Consider the following 17381-nt stretch of genomic DNA (forward strand, 5'->3'; position numbering starts at 1 on the left):
TCAGTCGCGGTTGGCGTTGACGAGCAGGCTGATGCCGAAGCCGACGAAGCCGGCGATCAGCAGCGAGGCGAGCGGGTACTCGGCGACCTGCTGGCTGACCTCGCGGGTGCCCCGGCGCAGGGAGCGCGCGCCGCGCCCGTAGGCGTCCTCAGCGTAGTCGTAGGCGTCGTCGGCGTAGTCGTGGGCCCGGTCGGCGGCGTGGCGGACACCGTCCTTGGCCTGGCCGTAGAGGTTCTCGGCGGTGCCCTGGGCCTCGCGCACGCGGCCCTCGACCGATTCGCCCTTGCGGCCGGTCAGGTCGCCGACGGCGCCCTGAATCTTGCCGCCGAGCTCCTGCGCGGCGCCCGTGATCCTGTCGGTATCGACCATGTGAATCTCCTCGGATGATCTTTGGGATGGACCGGCGCCAGGGGGCGCCGGGTTCGCTCAGTCGGCGCGGGGCTTGAAGCCCTTGGGCGGTGTCGCCTTGCGCGTCTGACGCCGGCCCTCGGCCTCGACCCGGTCCTTACCGGTGAGTTTGCCGATGGCCTCCTTCGTCGAGCCCTTGAGGGCGTCGGCGGAAGTGGAATGCGAAGTCTGGGTCGGAGATCTCCGTTTTCTGGACATCCCTCGGCTTGGAAAGCCCTCGAACCGACTTCGAGATGTGCACCAGCTTCGCCGGATCAATAGTTCAAAAGTACCGGTATGTCGGTATTTATGGACCGGATGCGGTGATCGGAAAGCCGTTCTCGCGGCCCCAGACCACCGCCTCGGTGCGGCGATGGACGCCGAGCTTGCGGTAGAGCGCGGCGCCGTGGTTGCGCACGGTGTTGCGCGACAAGCCGAGCTTCTTCGCGATGGCGTCGTCGTCGAGCCCGGCGCAGATTAGGTTGAGGATCTGGCGCTCGCGGACGGTCAGGTTCGGCACCGAGCCGTCGCCGTCGTCGCGGCCGGGGCGGCGGAGGTTGGCCAGCTTCTCGATCAGGCCGCGGCTGAACCACGAGGTGTCGGCCATCACCGCCTCGATCGCGTCGAACAGCTCGCGCTCGGTATGCTTGCGCTCGGTGATGTCCTGCAGAACGAGCAACACGAACGCGTCGTCGTTGATGCTCACGCGCTCGGCGGAAACCATGCAGTCGAGGTTCGACGCCCGGGCGTGGCGCAGGCAGGCTTCGATGCCGAGGACGCAGCCGTTGCGCGCCAGCGCCGTCTCGAACCGCTCGCGCTGCTCGGCCGAGACCCAGAGGCCGGTCTCGTCCAGCGTACGACCGACCACCTGCTCCTCCTCGAAGCCGAAGACGCGCGCGAAGGCCTCGTTGATTCCGGTGATGGCGTGGCCGTCGGCCCTCACCAGCAGGGTCGGCACGGGGGTGAGGCGGAACGCCTTGGCGAACCGCTCCTCGCTCTGGCGGAGCGCCGTCTCGGCCTTCTTGCGCAGTTCGAGGTCGGCGAAGGTGAAGAGCATGCAGGGTTCGTCGCCCATCGCCATGGGCTGGCCGGCGACGATGACGAAGCGGGTGCCTCCGTCGGGCGTTTCGAGGCAGGCCTCCATCTGCGGGATGGTGCCGCCCTCGTTGAGCCGGGAAATCGCCAGCTCGCGGCTGCGGGCGCCCGCCAGCACGTCGACCTCGTAGACGCTGCGCCCCAGCACCGCGTCGCGGGTGAAGCCGGTCATCTCGAGGAAGCCGATATTGACCTTGACGTGGCGCAGGTCCGACAGCCGGGTGATGACGGCGGGGGCCGGGTTGGCGTTGAAGGTCGCCTCGAAGCGCTCCTCGGCCTCGAACTGGTCGGACACGTCTTTGAGGATCAGCGCGAGGCAGCTCGGCTTGCCCTCGCGATCGGTCGCCACGATGCTGCGCAGGGAATGGACGAACTCGACGTCGGGCCGGTCGGTGCGGCTCACCTCGACGATGACGTCGTGGAAGCTCTCGCCATCGACCACCCGCTCGATCGGGTAGTGGTTGGGCGTCTTGTTGTTGCGGTAGCGCAGGGCGAAGCGCTCGCGGTAGGCATCGACCGTCGGCCCGAGCTCTTCCAGGCTCTCGGCTCCGTGCATGGCGAGCGCCGCCGCGTTGGCGTAGGCGATGGACTGGTCGGGCTCGACCAGGATCACACCCTCGCTCAATCCGGCGATGATCTGCCTCAGTTCATGCCTGTCGACACCCGCGGTCACGGCCGGAACCACCCTTTCGCGTCACATGCCATCCCTTTGATGGCGGTGCAAAAACGGGTTGCGCACGAGCCGGTTCCATCATTTTCGGATCCCTCACTGGTATATTCGTATCATTGACGTGCTCGTGATCGATCAATGATAAAGCGGGGGCTTGCCGATCCTGCCAACCGTTCCAGCAAAACGCCTTCCTACGAGGCGACGGATGCCGTCATTTCAGACTTCGGACGAAGCGGACGATCGGGCCCGGCTGGTCGATCGGTTGCGCGACGGCTACCCCGCCACGGTCGCACCAGCCCTGGACACCCGCCTCGGGCGGATGCTGGCGCGGCTCACGGCGGCCCTCGACGCCGCCGCGGTCGAACGTCCGGTCCGGGCCACCATCCGGGCTGACCTGATCGACCTCGTGCCGCGACTGCGCCGCTACGCCGCCTCGCTCTCCTGCGATCGGATCGAGGCGGACGACCTCGTCCAGACCACCCTGCTCAAGGCCTGGGAGAAGCGGGAGCATCTGCCCGGCGGCCCGGCGCTCGCCGCGTGGCTGTTCGCGGTGCTCCGCCGGACCTACCTGCACGAGCGGCGGCGCGGCGCCGCCGAGCCCACACCGGAGTCCGGCGACGCGGATGCGGGGGAGGGCGGCTCACCCGAGCGGAGCGCGGTGCGGGACGCGGTGGACCGGCTCAGCCACGCCCAACGCGAGACGCTGCTGCTGGTGACCGTCGAGGGCCTGTCCCTAGAAGCCGCGGCGGCGATCGTCGATTGCGCGGTGGAGACGGTGCGGGATCGCCTCGATCAGGCGCACGACCGGCTCGCTCGCGATCTCGGGCCGGTGTGAGCGGCATGCGATCGGTCTTCGCTCCATCCGGTCATGGAGCGGCGTGAGCGCTCGAGCCGTCCCGCAGTGTCCGACAGAGACGCGGGGAACCGCGTCGTCGGCGCGCTCTCGCTTCTCTCTAAAAGGTCGCGCCCTGGATCGCTTCGTCTTCGCCTGGCGGCGACGGGGAGGGGCGGCAAGCCGAAGCGATTCGACGGGATCGGCTAAAAAAATCCGATCCGTTTAGGCGGCCTTCTCGGTGAGGACCGTGCGCGGGCCGATCTCCGGCTTCGGCGCGGCCGGGCCGGTGTCGAGCAGACCTTCCACGAGCCGGCGCTCGATCTCGGCCCGCGGCATCGGCTTCCCGAACAGGTAGCCCTGGCCGTAATCGCAGCCCTGGCTCGCCAGCCAATCGACGCTGGTCTCGGTCTCGATGCCCTCCGCCGTGGTGACGAGGCCGAGGCTGGAGCCGAGCTTGATGATCGCGTCGACCAACTTGGCCCGCTCGTCGCCCTCGGCGATGGAGTTCACGTAGGAGCGGTCGATCTTCAGCTTGTCGAAGCGGAGTTCCCGCAGGTGGTAGAGGCTGGAATAGCCCGTGCCGAAATCGTCGAGGGCGACGCGCACGCCGAGCGTCTGCAACGCCCCGAGCGTCGCGCGGGTCGCCTCCAGATCCTGCACGATCGCGGTCTCGGTGATCTCGACCTCCAAGCGGTGGGCCTGGAAGCCGGTCTCGGTCAGGATCGCCAGGATGCGCAGCGCCAGATCGGAATCCTGGAACTGCTGGGGCGCGATGTTGACGGCGAGTTGCAGGTGAGCCGGCCACGCGCGGGCGTCGAGGCAAGCGCGGCGCAGGATCAGGTAGCTGAGGTCGCCGATCATCCCGGTCTCTTCCGCGACCGGGATGAAGGTCGAGGGCATCAACAGGCCCTGCTCGGGATGGCGCCAGCGGGCCAGGACCTCGAACCCGGTGACGGTCTGGCCGGGCAGCGCCACGACCGGCTGGTAGTAGGGCTCGATCTGCCCGGTATCGATCGCAACGCGCAGATCCGCCTCCAGCCGGGCGCGGGCCTTGAGCGCCTCGTCCATGGCGGACTCGAACACCCGGTAGGTGCCGCGCCCGTCGCGCTTGCCCTGGACCATGGCGAGGTCGGCGGCGTGCAGCACCGCTCCCGCAGTGCCGTCGTCGGCGTCGGCGGCGGCGATGCCGACGGTGGCGCCGACCTTGATCTCGTGGCCGTGCCACGCGACCGGGGCGGAGAGCGCCGTGATCACGCCCTGCGCGAGGCGGGCCAGACCCTCGCCGCCGGTGCCGGTCTCGACCAGGGCGGCGAACTCGTCGCCGTCGAGGCGCGCCACGGTGCTGCCTTCGGGCAGCGTACGGCCCAACCGCTCGCCGACCGCGCGCAGCACGGCGTTGCCGGCCTCGTAACCGTAGAGTTCGTTGACCGGCTTGAACCGGTCGAGATCGATCACGAGCACCGCGAGGCGCCCGGTCGAGCCCGCCGCGCGGCGTTCCTCCAGGCGCTCGGTGAACAGGCGGCGGTTGGCCAATCCCGTGAGCGGATCGTGCCGGGCGGTCTCGGCGGCCTGCGCCTCGGCGGCGTCGCGCTCGCGCATCGCCTTCAACAGCCGGATCGACTTCGAGACGCTCGCCGCGACGGCGCCCATCCCCATGAAGAAGCCGAGCTTGAACACGTCGGAGAGATTGTGGTCGAGGATGATGCGATCGACCCAGCGGAAGGCGCCGAGCTGCACGCCGAGCACCCAGACGCAGGTGCCGAGCATCATCAGGCACAGGAGGTCGTACAGCTCCCCGCTGCCCCAACTGGCCTTGCGTTTGTCAGCCATGCGCTGCTCCTGCCCAGCCCATAACCAATCGTCAAAGGTCCTAAGACGGACTTAATCCGGCCCTGACCGGTACAGGCGCCGGACATCTATGGTGACCGGCGCGGTAACGCCGCCGCCAGCGTATTCTCCGACCGATCCTTCGATTGGCCGGGCGGGCCCCCAGTTTTGCCGAGATGTCCCATTGCAGGCGCGGGACGTCGCGCACATAGTTGTTTCCTCAAGAGCAAGGGCGGCCGGGCCACCGGAACAGACCCGTTCGAGGGAGGGACGCGGTGGTGCAGGGCACGCAGATGCGTCGGCATCTGTGCGGAATACAGACCGCCTGGACCGATGCGGCCGGGGCCGAGGAGGCCGTAGCGGCGCTCGCCGGCGCGATCGAGCGCGACGGCGTCGGTCACATCATCGTGTTCTTCTCGCCGGCCTACGACACCGACATGCTGACGGCGGCACTCGCGGCGAGTTTCCCCGGCGTGGGGGTGAGCGGCTGCACCACCTCGGGCGGGATCAGCCCCGCCGGTCCGATCGACCGCGGCCTCGTCGCCATCGCCTTTCCCCGCCGGGGGTTTCGCATCGTCGCCGGAGTGCTGACCCGGATCGCCCGGCTCGACGTCGAGGGCGCGGCCTCGACCGTGCGGGGCCTTCGCCGCCTGCTCGACCAGGGGCGCACGGACGGCGGCACCGGCCACCGCTTCGCGATCTCGATGATCGACGCGCTGTCGAACGCCGAGGAGACCGTGGTCTCGGCGGTGGCCTGGGCGCTCGACGGCATTCCGCTGATCGGCGGCTCGGCCGGCGACGACCTCGCCTTCGCCTCGACGGTGCTGATCCACGACGGCCAGGCGCATCGCGATGCCGCGATCATCTTGCTGGTCGAGACCGATTTCCCGATCCGCATCTTCAAGAGCGACAACTTCGAGCCGACGAGCCGCCGCTTCGTCGTCACCGCCGCCCGCGAGGAGGAGCGGCGCGTCTACGAACTCAACGCCGAACCGGCGGCGCGGGAATACGCCATGGCGGTCGGGCTCGATCCCGAGCGCCTGACGCCGATGAGCTTCGCGGCCTACCCGCTCGCGGTGAAGATCGGCGGCGAGTATTACTGCCGCTCGATCAGCCGGGTCGAGCCGGACGGCTCGCTGACCTTCTTCTGCGCCATCGGCGAGGGCGTGGTGATGACGCTCGCGCAACCCCGCGACATCGTCGAGGCGACGCGGGCCGAACTCGACGCCCTCGACGTGGCGCTCGGTGGGCTCGATCTCGTCATCGGCTTCGACTGCGTGTTTCGCCGCCTCGATGCCGAGAGCCGGCAGGTGCGCCACCGCATCGCCGACCTCTATCGCCGCTACGGCGTCGTCGGGTTCGAGACCTACGGCGAGCAGTACCGCTCGATGCATCTCAACCAGACGTTTACAGGCATCGCGATCGGCCGGGCCGAGACCCCATGAGAGTCGGAGCATGAACCGGCCGACGCTCTGGATGGAGCCGCCCTCGGAGCCCGACACCGTCGAGTCGCTGAGCCGGCGGGTGGCCAAGCTCGAGCGCATCAACGCCGCGCTGATGGCCCATGTCGAGCGGACCATGGACCAGCAGGGCGGCGCCTACTCGCTGTTCCAGACCGCGATCATGCTGGAAGGCCGCGTCCGCGCCCGCACCGAGGAGCTGACCGCGCTGATGCACAGCCTGGAACGCTCGAACGAGGCGTTGCAGGGGGCGAAAGAGGAGGCAGAGACCGCCAACCGCTCGAAGACGCGTTTCCTGGCCGCCGCGAGCCACGACCTGCTCCAGCCCCTCAACGCCGCCCGGCTCTCGCTCTCGGCGCTCACCGACCTCGCCGCCGGCCCCGAGGCGCAGACCATTGCCCGACAGGTCGAGCGCGGGCTGGAGACGATCGAGGACCTGATCAAGGCGCTGATCGACATCTCGAAGCTCGATGCCGGGGTGGTCCGCCCCGTGGTCAAGCCGGTGCGGCTCTCCGACCTCGTGGCCGGAATCGAGGCGAGCTTCCGCCCCTTCGCCGAGCGAAAGGAACTGCGCCTCGTCACCCGCTGCGACGACCTCGGGGTCGAGACCGACGGCGTGCTGATGCAGCGCATCCTGCAGAACCTCGTCTCCAACGCGATCCGCTACACCGAGCGCGGCGGCGTGCTGATCGCCGCTCGCCGCCGCGGGCCGAAACTCTGCCGCATCGACGTGGTCGATACCGGTCGCGGCATCCCCGAGCATGAGCGCGCGCTTGTGTTCGAGGAATTCTACCGCGGCACGCGCGAGGGGGAGGATGGCGGCGTCGGCCTCGGGCTCGGCCTGTCGATCGTCCAGCGCATGGCCTCGACGCTGGGCCATACCGTGGCGCTCGAATCCCGCACCGGCCACGGAACCCGCGTCAGCCTGACCCTGCCGGTGGCGGCGGGGCGCCCCGACGTGCAGCCCCGCCTCGCGCCGCTCGCCACGACGCTGACCGGCGCCCGCGTGCTGGTGATCGAGAACGACGCCTCGACCGCGGAAGCCCTGCAACGCCTCCTGCGCAACTGGGACGCTGAGGTACGCACCTTCGCCGACCTCGCGGGCGTCGTGACGGCACTGGGGGAGGGGCTGGGGCGGCCCGACGTGATGGTGATCGACTACCATCTCGACCACGGCGCCTGCGGCTTCGACGTGGTCGATTACCTGCGCCGCAACAAGGGCTGGGTCACCCCCGTCATCCTCACTACCGCCGACCACAGCGCCGACATCGAGCGGCACGCACGCTCGCACGGGGCGGAACTGGTCCACAAGCCGATCAAGCCGGCGCAGCTGCGCTCGCTCCTGGCGTACATGCTCGCCTGAATTCTTTTCGGGGGGACCGTCGTCCCACCCAATCCCCTCATCCTGAGATGCTGCGCAGCAGCCTCGAAGGATGGCTCCAGAACCCGCACGATTCCTGGGGGCCTCCTTCGAGGCTCCGCTTCGCTCCGCGCCTCAGGATGAGGGAGAAGGATGGATCGGCGCCTGAAAAGCCTACAGGGCGCTCAGACGCGGCAACCCGATCAGCCGTTCGCGCGCCCGCGCGATCAAGGCCGGGCGCATCCGGGAGACATCCTCGCCGTCGAGCATCGGCGAGGTGGACAGGGCGGCGAGATAGGCCGCCTCCGGTTCGCGGCAGTGCGAGACCGCCTTGGTCGCGGCGTAGCTGCGGCTCGTCGTCCGGGCCTGCTCGGCGAAGGCCTCGTCGAGGCAGGCTTGCCAGGCGGTGTGGCGCGTGCCGGCGCTCTCGTCGGCCCGGGCGGGGGCGGCAAGGAGGGCGAGGGCGATCAGGGGGAGGACGCGACGCATAGGCGAACCGTAGGCGGGACCAGGGTTTTCGGCGCCATGCGGCGAGGGCGAAAACCTTCCGTCAACCTTCGCCGCCGACCCGTTAAGACCGGATAACGCGCGTGCCGGCCAACCGGTCCCGAAGCGGGACTATAAATTTTCAGCGGTTGGCGGCGGTGACCGGCGAGGCGTCGCGGCCCAGCGCCACCCAGCCCACGGCGTCCTGGCTCTCGCGCTTGACGAAGGTGTAGCCGGTCTGGGTCCAGGGCAGGACCGCGCTCGTCTTGTTGTCGAGGATGAGGTCGCCGCGGTTGGTCACGACGGTCAGGACGGCGTGACCCTCGCCCTTCTCGTCGATGACGACGGTCATCCGCAGGGCCCGGCGGGGCAGGCCGGCCTGGACCAGCAGGCGGCGCTTGAGGAGCTGGAAGTCCTCGCAATCGCCCCGGCCGTCCTCGGCGAGGTCCCAACGGTCGGCGGAGCGCCAATGCTCCTGATCGGTCACCGCCTCGACGGCCCGGTTGATGCGGCGGTTGACCGTGTTGATCGTCTGCCAGATCGCCGGGGTGAGGGTGAGCGAGGCGCCCTCGGTGCGATCGACGGTGCATTCGCCGGGGTAGCGCTCGCAGAACTCGGCCCAGGCGGCGATCGGACGGGCCGCGCCCGTGGTCACCGCCGAGAGGCCCATCGCCGGCAGCGCCTGGGCCATGGCCCCGGTGGCCCCGAGGCCCGCCGCCAGGGCGAGGCCGGCCATCACGGCGCGGCGGAGGGTGGAAAAGCGGCGCTGGGCGAACTCGTTACGCATGACCCGACCCGAACTCTTAAGCTCACGTTAATAAGCTCTCACAGGCGGCGGGCAGGGGCAATCGGAAGGTTAAAGATCGGTTAACGGCTTCGCTCGCATTCGAGCGATCGACGGGGCGGATGATGGAAGGCACAGGAACTGCTACGCTTTTCCCGACGACGCCTATCGCACCATGCTGGATATCGTATCCAGCATGGTGCGATAGGTTCTTGTGCCGCATCGGCTTTTACCGAAAGCCGGTTCCCACCTTTCGGGCCGATGCTCCCGTCCAGAGCCTGTGATGACGAACGATACGCTCAACCCGCCGACCGAGCACGGCCCGCCGGTGATCCGCACCATCGCGATGCCCGCCGACACCAATCCGGCGGGCGACATCTTCGGCGGCTGGCTGATGGCGCAGATGGATCTGGCGGCGGGCAACGTCGCGGCCCGCCGGGCACGGGGGCGCTGCGCCACGATCTCGGTGGAGGCGATGACGTTCCACCGCCCGGTCTTCGTCGGCGACGAGGTGAGCCTCTACGCCTGGATCGTGCGCACCGGGCGCAGCTCCATGGCGATCCAGGTCGAGGTCTGGCGGCGCGAGCGCGAGGGCGAGACCACGATGAAGGTGACGGAGGGCCTGTTCACCTTCGTGGCCATCGGGCTGGACCGGCGACCGCGGCCGATCCCGGAGGCGTGAGACCGCCCGCCGCCGTCACAACCCGATCAATTCCGCAATCGCCTGCGCCCCGGCGGCGGGCGAGTGCTCGCCCGAGGCCACCGATTTCTCGGCCTCCGCGGTCGCCCTGCGCACCTCCGCGGTGCCGACGAGGCGCTGGTGCAGGCGCTCGTGGACGAGCGCCCACATCCATTTCACGTCCTGCTCGCGGCGCTTCTTCTCGATCTCGCCGGTCGCGGTGAGTTTCTGGCGGTGGTCCTCGATCTTCGACCACAGGGCGTCGAGCCCCTTGCCGTGAAGCCCTGAGATCGTGACCACCGGCGGCGTCCACGTGGACGAGGCCGGCGTCAGGATGTGGAGCGCGGCACGGTACTCGGAGGCCGCGGCGCTCGCCCGGCGCTCGCCCTCGCCGTCGTCGGCCTTGTTGACCGCGATCATGTCGGCGAGTTCCAAAATGCCCTTCTTGATGCCCTGCAACTCGTCGCCGGCGCCCGGCAGCATCAGCACGAGGAAGAAATCGGTGAGGTCGGCCACCGCCGTCTCCGACTGGCCGACGCCGACGGTCTCGACGAGGATCACGTCGAAGCCCGCCGCCTCGCACAACAGCATCGTCTCGCGGGTCTTGGCGGCGACGCCGCCCAGCGTGCCCGAGGAGGGCGAGGGCCGGATGAAGGCGTTGCGGTCGTGCGAGAGCCGCGCCATCCGGGTCTTGTCGCCGAGGATCGAGCCGCCGGTGCGGGTCGAGGACGGATCAACGGCGAGCACCGCCACCTTGTGCCCGGCCTCCGTCAGCAGCGAGCCGAGCGCGTCGATGGTGGTGGACTTGCCGACGCCGGGCACGCCGGTGATGCCGACGCGGATCGCCCGGCCGGTCTGCGGCAGCACCGCGTCGATCAGGTCGCGCACCGCCGCGCGGTGATCGGCCCGGCGGGATTCGGCGAGCGTGATCGAACGGGCGAGCGCGGCGCGGTCGCCCGCGAGCAGGCGTTCGCGGAGTTTCTCGATATCGGGAAGGACGGCGCTCATGCCGTCTTTCATGCCGGGCGCGCGAGCGGGCGTCGAGAGGGGAAGCGCGTTCCTGCCCCGCCAAGGCCAAGATCGTGCGCGAAACCCGCCGCCTTGCCGGGGACGAACCACGCAATGACATCCGACGCGACCCGCCGTTCCTTCCTGAGCCTCGCGACAGCCGCGGGCCTCGCGCCTGCCCTGTCGGGATGCGTGATGGACGGGCTCGCCACCGGCACGGTCGCGGAGACGCAATCGGCGCTCGACGTCAGCCCGGTGCTGCTGGTCGCCACCACCCGCAAGCCGGTCGGCAACCCGCCGCGGGCGCCGTTCTTCGGCTCCGACCGCGGTCGGGGCTTGAGCTTCACCGAAGCCCGCATGTCGGCGCCCGACCGCTCGCTGATCGGCAAGGTCTCGGCGGTCGTCTCGGGCGATTGGGGCGTGCGCTCGGTCGGCGACGTGACGACCGGTCCGGCGGCGGCCGGGGCCTTCGCCCAGGCCACCTTCGGCCGCGACGTGCTGATCTACGTCCACGGCTACCGCGAGACCTTCGAGTCGGCGGCGATCAGCGCCGCGCGGCTGTCCGACGGCGTGCGCTTTTCCGGCGCCTCGGCTCTGTTCACGTGGCCCTCGGCCGCTGCGACCTTCGATTACGGCTACGACCGCGAGAGCGCGTTGTGGTCGCGCGATGCGTTCCAGGACCTGCTCAAGGCCTTCGCCACCTCGCCGAGCGGCGGGCGCATCCACATCGTCGCCCATTCCATGGGCACGCTGCTGACCTTGGAGACCCTCAGGATGCTGCGCGCCGAGGCCGGCGAGGCGGCGGTCGCGCGGATCGGCGCTGTGGTGCTGGCGGCGCCCGACATCGACATCGACCTCTTCACCAACGGCGTCGAGCGGCTCGGCCCCGACGCCAAGCGCATCACCGTGATCTCGGCCACCAACGACCGGGCGCTCGAACTCTCCGGCGCCATCGCGGGCGGCATCGTGCGCGCGGGCGCGGCCGACCGCGAGCGGTTGGAGGCGCTCGGCGTACGCGTCGCCGACGCCTCCGATTACGGCGGCGGCCTGTTCAACCACGACCTCTTCTTGACGAACAAGGACGTTCAGGCCGTCGTGAAGCGCGCCATCGGCCGGGGAAGCAACCAATAAAACGCGCTTCCGCCAATCGACGAATCCGGTGCGCTCGGCCTACAAGCCGGCGGCTCCATCCAGAGAGGCAAGCCCATGTTCACGCTCGAGATCGACGGCACGGCGATCGCGGTCATCAACGGCGACGAGGCGACCGCCCGCGACCTCTTCACCTGCGACGGCTTCAAGGAGGACATCCGCACCCTCACCGTCGACAGCAAGCCGATCTGGAACGGCACCTCGGAACTGAAGGTGCGCGCGGCGAGCCAGGACGAGATCGAGGAGTTCGACGAGGCCATCGCCGCCGACCAGGGTGAGGGCGAGTTCGAGCCCGATCCGCAGCACGCGAACGACGAGTCCGACGACGAAGAGGACGAGGCCGACATCGTGTTCCTCGTCGATATCGACGACGAGGACGAGGATCAGGACGAGGCCTGAGAGCGCCTGTCCCCTCCCCCTCGTGGGGAGGGGTCCGGGGTGGGGGTGGTGCCGGATGAAGCTCGGCGATCCATCCTGAACCACCCCCACCTCCGGCTCCTCCCCACGAGGGGGAGGAGAGGCGAGTTGGCGACCGACGCGATCACTTCAGCGGAGATCGCTCACCACCAAGCCTTGCCGGCCCGGAGCGGCGGCAGCCCGAGATGCGCCGCGACCGAGGCGCCGATATCCGCAAACGTCTCGCGTCGGCCGAGCGAGCCCGGCGCGATCCCAGGCCCGAAGCCTAAGACCGGCACCTGCTCGCGGGTATGCTCGGTGCCGTGCCAAGTGGGGTCGTTGCCGTGGTCGGCGGTGACGATGGCGAGATCGCCGGGTTCGAGCGCCGCGTGGATGTCGGGAAGGCGGGCGTCGAAGGCTTCCAACTCGGCGGCGTAGCCCGGCACGTCGCGGCGGTGGCCGTGCTCGGTGTCGAAATCCACGAGGTTGAGGAAGACGAGGCCACCCGCGGGCAACGCAGCGAAGGCCGCGAGCGCCGCGTCGAGGCAGGCGGCGTTACCGCCGGGCATGATCTCTTCACCGGTCGCGCGGTGGGCGAAGATGTCGCCGATCTTGCCGACGCTGGCGACTTTTCGACCCGCGGCTAGTGCGACATCCAGCAGGGTGTCGGCCGGGGGCGCGACGGAAAAATCCTTGCGGCGTCCCGTGCGGCGGAAACCGGTCTTGGCGTCACCGAGGAAGGGCCGGGCAATGACGCGGCCGATCCGGTACGGGTCGCAGAGCCGGCGGGCGATGCGGCAGGTCTCGTAGAGACGCCCCAGCCCGAAAACCTCCTCGTGGGCGGCGATCTGAAAGACGCTGTCGGCGGAGGTGTAGGCGATCGGCTTGCCCGTGCGGACATGCTCGGCGCCGAGTTCGTCGATGACGGTGGTGCCGGATGCGTGCCGGTCGCCGAGGAAGCCGGGAAGGCCGGCTTCCGCGACGAGCGCCGCGACCAATTCCGGCGGGAAGGCCGGTCGGGTGTCGGGGAAGTGGCCCCAAGCCTCCCGCACCGGCACGCCCGCGATCTCCCAATGGCCGGACGGCGTGTCCTTGCCGGCGGCGGTCTCGACGGCATGGCCCCAGAGCGCCCGCACTGCGCCGACTGGCGCGAGACCCGGCGGCACCCGGCCGGTGGCGCCTTCGCAGGCGAGTCCGAGGCCCAAAGCCGTGAGGTTCGGCAGGCGTAAACGTCCGGCGCGCAGGCCCGGCCGGTCGCCGCGTCCGTCGGCGCAGGCTTCGGCGATGTGGCCGACGGTGTCGGAACCGGTGTCACCGTAGCGGGCGGCGTCCGGGGCGCCGCCGATGCCGACGGAATCGAGGACGATGAGGAGGGCCCGGGCCATGCTCAGGCCGGGACCGGCTCGGCCGTCGTCGCGGCGTCCAGTTCGAACGCCGCCGCGAACAGGGTGCGGGTGTATTCGGTCTGGGGCGCCTCGAAGATCCGGTCGGCGGGCCCCTCCTCCACCACCTGCCCGTGCTGCATGACAAGCACGTAGTTCGACAGGGCGCGAACCACCTTCAGGTCGTGGCTGATGAACAGGTAGGCCAGACCCCGCTCGCGCTGGAGGTCGCGCAGCAGCGTCACGATCTGCGCCTGCACCGAGCGGTCGAGCGCCGAGGTCGGCTCGTCGAGGACGACGAAGCGCGGGTTCAGCACGATGGCGCGGGCGATGGCGATGCGCTGGCGCTGGCCGCCGGAGAATTCGTGCGGGTAGCGGTCCATCGCCGCCGGATCGAGCCCGACATCGGTGAGCGCCTTGGCGACCAAGCTGCGGCGCTCGGCCGCCGATTTCACCTGCCCCTGCACCTCCAGCCCCTCGGCGACGATGTCGCCCACCGACATCCGCGGCGAGAGCGAGCCGTAGGGGTCCTGGAAGACCACCTGCATGTCCTTGCGCAGGGGGCGCATCGCCGCCGCGCCGTATTCCTCGATTCGCTTGCCGAGGAAGACGATTGGCCCCTCCGACGAGGTCAGGCGCAGCAGGGCGAGGCCGAGGGTGGTCTTGCCCGAGCCCGACTCGCCGACGACGCCGACCGTCTCGCCCGCCCGCACCAGGAGCTTGACGCCATCGACCGCCTTGACGTGGCCGACCGTGCGCCGGAGCAGGCCCTCCTTCAGCGGGAACCACACCTTGAGCGGCCCAGCCTCGACCATCCATTCGGCCTTCGGATCGACCGGGTTGGCCCGGCCCGAGGGCTCGGAATCGAGAAGCCGGCGGGTGTATTCGTGCTGCGGCCGGGTGAAGACCGTCGCCACCGGCCCCGCCTCGACGATGCGCCCGCGCAGCATCACGCAGACCTCGCCCGCGAGCCGCCGCACGATGCCGAGATCGTGGGTGATGAACAGGATCGCCATCCCGAGGCGCTTCTGCAGGTCGGCGAGCAGCGCCAGGATCTGGGCCTGCACCGTCACGTCGAGCGCCGTCGTCGGCTCGTCGGCGACCAGCAGGTCGGGCTCGCAGGCGAGCGCCATGGCGATCATGACGCGCTGGCGCTGGCCGCCGGAGAGTTCGTGCGGATAGGCGCCGAGCCGCCGCTCGGCGTCGCGGATGCCGACGAGATCGAGCAATTCGAGGATTCTTTTGCGCGCTGGTTTGCCTCTCAACCCCCGGTGAATCTCCAGCACCTCGCCGATCTGCCGCTGAATGGTGTGGAGCGGGTTGAGCGAGGTCATCGGCTCCTGGAACACCATGGTGATGTCCGCGCCGCGCACTTTTCGGAGTTCCTTCTCGGGCAGGGTCAGGAGGTCGCGGCCCTTGAAGACGATCCGTCCACCCGGATGATGCGCCGCCCCGTCGAGGAGGCGCAGGATCGACAACGCCGTGACCGACTTGCCCGAGCCGGATTCGCCGACCAGCGCCAGCGTCTCGCTTTTACCAATGGAAAACGACACGCGGTCCACGGCCAGCGTCTCGCCCTCGCGGGTGCGGAAGGCGACCGAGAGGTCCTCGACGGTCAGAAGGGTGTCGCTCATCGGGCCCCGGCGGAAACAGGCGGACCGCCCCTTTGCCTCTGGCGTAGGTGCGTGTCGGGAGGGGTTATAGCGCGCGAGGCCGGACACGCGAATCGCGCGGGACGCCGCAAGCGCGGCGAAGCTTGTGTGCAATGCACCGCGATCGGCTACGCATGGGCCCGCGCTGTCCTACATGGGCCCGCGTGTCCCGCGTCCTCACCCCCCTCTTATCGGCCTTCGTCGCGCTTCTCGCGCTCGCCGGCCCCGCCTTCGCCGTGGCCTCGCCGGAGAGCGAGACGGTGGAGCAGGCGCTGTGCCGTCTGATCGAAGGCTCGGCCAAGGCGCAGAACCTGCCGGTGCCGTTCCTGACCCGGCTGATCTGGCGCGAGAGCAGTTTTCGCGTCGGTGTCGTCAGCCCCGCGGGGGCTCAGGGCGTAGCGCAGTTCATGCCGGGTACGGCCCGGGAGCGCGGGCTGACCGATCCGTTCGATCCCGAGCAGGCCATTCCGCATGCCGCGCATTTCCTGTCCGACCTGAAGCGCCAATTCGGCAATCTCGGGCTGGCAGCCGCCGCCTACAATGGCGGGCCGGGGCGGGTCACGAATTGGCTCGCGGGCTCCGGCGGCTTGCCGGCCGAGACGCGGGCCTACGTCATCGCCATCACCGGCCGCCCGGCGGAGGATTGGCGCCCCAACGCCACGGTCGAACTGCCGGATAGCGACGCCAAGAAGGACGAGAAGAAAACGGAAAAACCGCCCGCGCCGGAGGCCGAGACCCAGAACTGCCTTCAGGTCACGGCGGCGCTTCGCATTCCGTCGCGCGGCGACCGCTTCGCGCTGCCCGTCGAGGGCGGCCCGGCGGCCCCGTGGGGCATCCAGCTCGCCGGCAACTTCTCCAAGTCGCTGGCGCTGGCGAGCTTTCAGCGGGCCCGTTCCAGCTATGCCGGCGTGATCGGCGAGGTGCGGCCGATGATCATCGGAACGCGCCTGCGCTTCCGCGGCACCCGCGCCTTCTACCGCGTGCGCATCCCCGCCGAGAGCCGCGGGGCGGCCGACGCCGTCTGCCAGAAGATCCGCAGCGTCGGCGGGGCCTGCATCGTGTTGCGCACGTGAGGCTCCACTTTTTCGCGCCAATCGTCTTTCGCCGCCAACGCGCCATGAATCCGCCGCGTGCGACACGTCAATCCAAGGACGACATGATCAAAGCGTTCGTCTCCCTCGTCTCGCTGATCTGCCTGGGGCTCACCATAGTGGGCCTGAGCGGCTGCTCGCCGCTGGCGCTGTTCGATGCGCTGGGCCCGCGCGACAAGGGCGGGCGGCTCGTCCTCAAAGACGCCGCCTACGGCGAGGACCCGCGCCAGCGCCTCGACGTGTTCGTGCCGAGCGTCCCCCACGACCGGGCGCCGGTGCTGGTGTTCTTCTACGGCGGCTCGTGGGACAGCGGCAGCAAGGCGGATTACGCCTTCGCCGCCCAGGCGCTCGCCGCGCAGGGCTTCGTGACGGTGCTGCCGGATTACCGGCTCTATCCGAAGGTGCGCTTCCCCGACTTCTTGGAAGACGGCGCGGCGGCCATCGCCTGGGTGCGCAACAACATCGCGGGCTACGGCGGCGACGCGCACCGCATCGTGCTCGCGGGCCACTCGGCGGGCGCCTACAACGCCGCCATGCTCGGGCTGAACCCCGAATACCTGCGCCGGGCCGGCGTCGATCCGCGCTCGATCCGGGCGGTGGCAGGCCTGTCCGGCCCCTACGACTTCCTGCCCTTCGACCAGAAGACCTCGATCGACGTGTTCGGGCAGGCCCCCGACGCGCCCGCGACCCAGCCGGTCAACTACGCCGGCCCGCACTCGCCGCCGACCTTCCTGGCGACCGGCGATGCCGACACCGTGGTCCGCCCGCGCAACACCGAGAGCCTCGCGGCCCGCCTGCGCACCGCCCGCGTGCCGGTGCAGGAGCGGGTCTATCCCGGCCTCGACCATTCGGACACGCTGCTCTCCCTCTCGGTCACCTTCCGCCGCAAGGCGCCTGTGCTCGCCGAGATGAGCGCCTTCCTGCACCAGCATGCGGGCGCGAAGCGGCTCACGACGTTGACGATGCACTGAGGCGTCAGCGACGCCCCTCCCATCCACGCCCCTCATCCTGAGGTGCTGCGAAGCAGCCTCGAAGGAGGGCTCCAGCGGATCGCGCAATTTCTGGAACCCTCCTTCGAGGCCTTCGCTGCGCTCCGGCACCTCAGGATGAGGGGGAGGGG

Annotated in this window: 17 protein-coding genes; 8 read left to right on the plus strand and 9 right to left on the minus strand. The window is 69.8% G+C overall.

Translation table 11 applies throughout. The features are described from left to right. From ASG52_RS11030 to ASG52_RS11040, 3 genes are all read right to left on the minus strand, one after another. Complete coding sequence (locus ASG52_RS11030) at nucleotides 1-369, minus strand: CsbD family protein (RefSeq protein ID WP_056242853.1); 369 nt, start codon at nucleotides 367-369, stop codon at nucleotides 1-3. A 57-nt stretch (nucleotides 370-426) separates the two neighbouring features. Beyond that, on the minus strand, nucleotides 427-606 hold the full coding sequence (locus ASG52_RS11035) for a CsbD family protein (RefSeq protein ID WP_056242855.1): 180 nt from the start codon (nucleotides 604-606) through the stop codon (nucleotides 427-429). 88 nt (nucleotides 607-694) lie between these two features. After that, nucleotides 695-2155 (minus strand): helix-turn-helix transcriptional regulator, encoded by a 1461-nt coding sequence (locus ASG52_RS11040; RefSeq protein WP_056243218.1) that lies wholly within the window; start codon nucleotides 2153-2155, stop codon nucleotides 695-697. Between the two features lie 202 nt (nucleotides 2156-2357). Here ASG52_RS11040 and ASG52_RS11045 point away from each other — a divergent pair, with 202 nt between their 5' ends. Beyond that, nucleotides 2358-2987, plus strand: a complete 630-nt coding sequence (locus ASG52_RS11045; RefSeq protein WP_056242857.1) for a sigma-70 family RNA polymerase sigma factor — start codon at nucleotides 2358-2360, stop codon at nucleotides 2985-2987. Between the two features lie 222 nt (nucleotides 2988-3209). Here ASG52_RS11045 and ASG52_RS11050 read toward each other — a convergent pair whose 3' ends face one another. Beyond that, nucleotides 3210-4817, minus strand: coding sequence for a putative bifunctional diguanylate cyclase/phosphodiesterase (locus tag ASG52_RS11050; RefSeq protein ID WP_082552497.1), 1608 nt, complete (start codon nucleotides 4815-4817; stop codon nucleotides 3210-3212). Between the two features lie 272 nt (nucleotides 4818-5089). On the opposite strand from ASG52_RS11050, the gene ASG52_RS11055 reads away from it, so the two are divergent. Further along, nucleotides 5090-6259, plus strand: coding sequence for an FIST N-terminal domain-containing protein (locus ASG52_RS11055; RefSeq protein ID WP_156383886.1), 1170 nt, complete (start codon nucleotides 5090-5092; stop codon nucleotides 6257-6259). A 10-nt stretch (nucleotides 6260-6269) separates the two neighbouring features. Next, nucleotides 6270-7637: an ATP-binding response regulator gene (locus ASG52_RS11060; RefSeq protein ID WP_056242858.1), complete on the plus strand. Its 1368-nt coding sequence runs from the start codon at nucleotides 6270-6272 to the stop codon at nucleotides 7635-7637. A gap of 171 nt (nucleotides 7638-7808) precedes the next feature. On the opposite strand, the gene ASG52_RS11065 is transcribed toward ASG52_RS11060, so the two are convergent. Together ASG52_RS11065 and ASG52_RS11070 are read right to left on the minus strand one after the other, a co-directional pair. Continuing rightward, nucleotides 7809-8123 (minus strand): hypothetical protein, encoded by a 315-nt coding sequence (locus ASG52_RS11065; RefSeq protein ID WP_056242860.1) that lies wholly within the window; start codon nucleotides 8121-8123, stop codon nucleotides 7809-7811. A gap of 139 nt (nucleotides 8124-8262) precedes the next feature. Next, the gene (locus ASG52_RS11070; protein WP_056242862.1) at nucleotides 8263-8907 is read right to left on the minus strand and encodes a transglutaminase-like cysteine peptidase; all 645 of its coding nucleotides are present in this window, start codon (nucleotides 8905-8907) and stop codon (nucleotides 8263-8265) included. Nucleotides 8908-9187: 280 nt separating this feature from the next. Here ASG52_RS11070 and ASG52_RS11075 point away from each other — a divergent pair, with 280 nt between their 5' ends. Then, entirely contained in the window at nucleotides 9188-9586 is a 399-nt protein-coding gene (locus ASG52_RS11075) for an acyl-CoA thioesterase (RefSeq protein ID WP_056242863.1), read from the plus strand. Between the two features lie 15 nt (nucleotides 9587-9601). Here ASG52_RS11075 and meaB read toward each other — a convergent pair whose 3' ends face one another. After that, nucleotides 9602-10591: a methylmalonyl Co-A mutase-associated GTPase MeaB gene (gene meaB / locus ASG52_RS11080; RefSeq protein WP_056242866.1), complete on the minus strand. Its 990-nt coding sequence runs from the start codon at nucleotides 10589-10591 to the stop codon at nucleotides 9602-9604. A 114-nt stretch (nucleotides 10592-10705) separates the two neighbouring features. Between meaB and ASG52_RS11085 the strand changes: the two genes are divergently transcribed. After that, on the plus strand, nucleotides 10706-11722 hold the full coding sequence (locus ASG52_RS11085; protein ID WP_056242867.1) for an alpha/beta hydrolase: 1017 nt from the start codon (nucleotides 10706-10708) through the stop codon (nucleotides 11720-11722). Nucleotides 11723-11797: 75 nt separating this feature from the next. Beyond that, complete coding sequence (locus ASG52_RS11090; protein WP_056242869.1) at nucleotides 11798-12139, plus strand: hypothetical protein; 342 nt, start codon at nucleotides 11798-11800, stop codon at nucleotides 12137-12139. A 161-nt stretch (nucleotides 12140-12300) separates the two neighbouring features. Here ASG52_RS11090 and ASG52_RS11095 read toward each other — a convergent pair whose 3' ends face one another. Together ASG52_RS11095 and ASG52_RS11100 are read right to left on the minus strand one after the other, a co-directional pair. Next, a complete protein-coding gene (locus tag ASG52_RS11095; RefSeq protein ID WP_056242871.1) occupies nucleotides 12301-13521 on the minus strand; it encodes a phosphopentomutase in 1221 nt (406 codons plus the stop codon). Nucleotides 13522-13523: 2 nt separating this feature from the next. Then, complete coding sequence (locus tag ASG52_RS11100; RefSeq protein ID WP_056242873.1) at nucleotides 13524-15152, minus strand: ABC transporter ATP-binding protein; 1629 nt, start codon at nucleotides 15150-15152, stop codon at nucleotides 13524-13526. A 152-nt stretch (nucleotides 15153-15304) separates the two neighbouring features. Between ASG52_RS11100 and ASG52_RS11105 the strand changes: the two genes are divergently transcribed. Continuing rightward, entirely contained in the window at nucleotides 15305-16243 is a 939-nt protein-coding gene (locus ASG52_RS11105) for a lytic transglycosylase domain-containing protein (RefSeq protein ID WP_200945594.1), read from the plus strand. Nucleotides 16244-16326: 83 nt separating this feature from the next. Beyond that, the gene (locus ASG52_RS11110; RefSeq protein WP_056242875.1) at nucleotides 16327-17232 is read left to right on the plus strand and encodes an alpha/beta hydrolase; all 906 of its coding nucleotides are present in this window, start codon (nucleotides 16327-16329) and stop codon (nucleotides 17230-17232) included. Nucleotides 17233-17381 lie beyond the last annotated feature (149 nt).

This window comes from Methylobacterium sp. Leaf456, assembly GCF_001425465.1.
GTDB lineage: Bacteria > Pseudomonadota > Alphaproteobacteria > Rhizobiales > Beijerinckiaceae > Methylobacterium.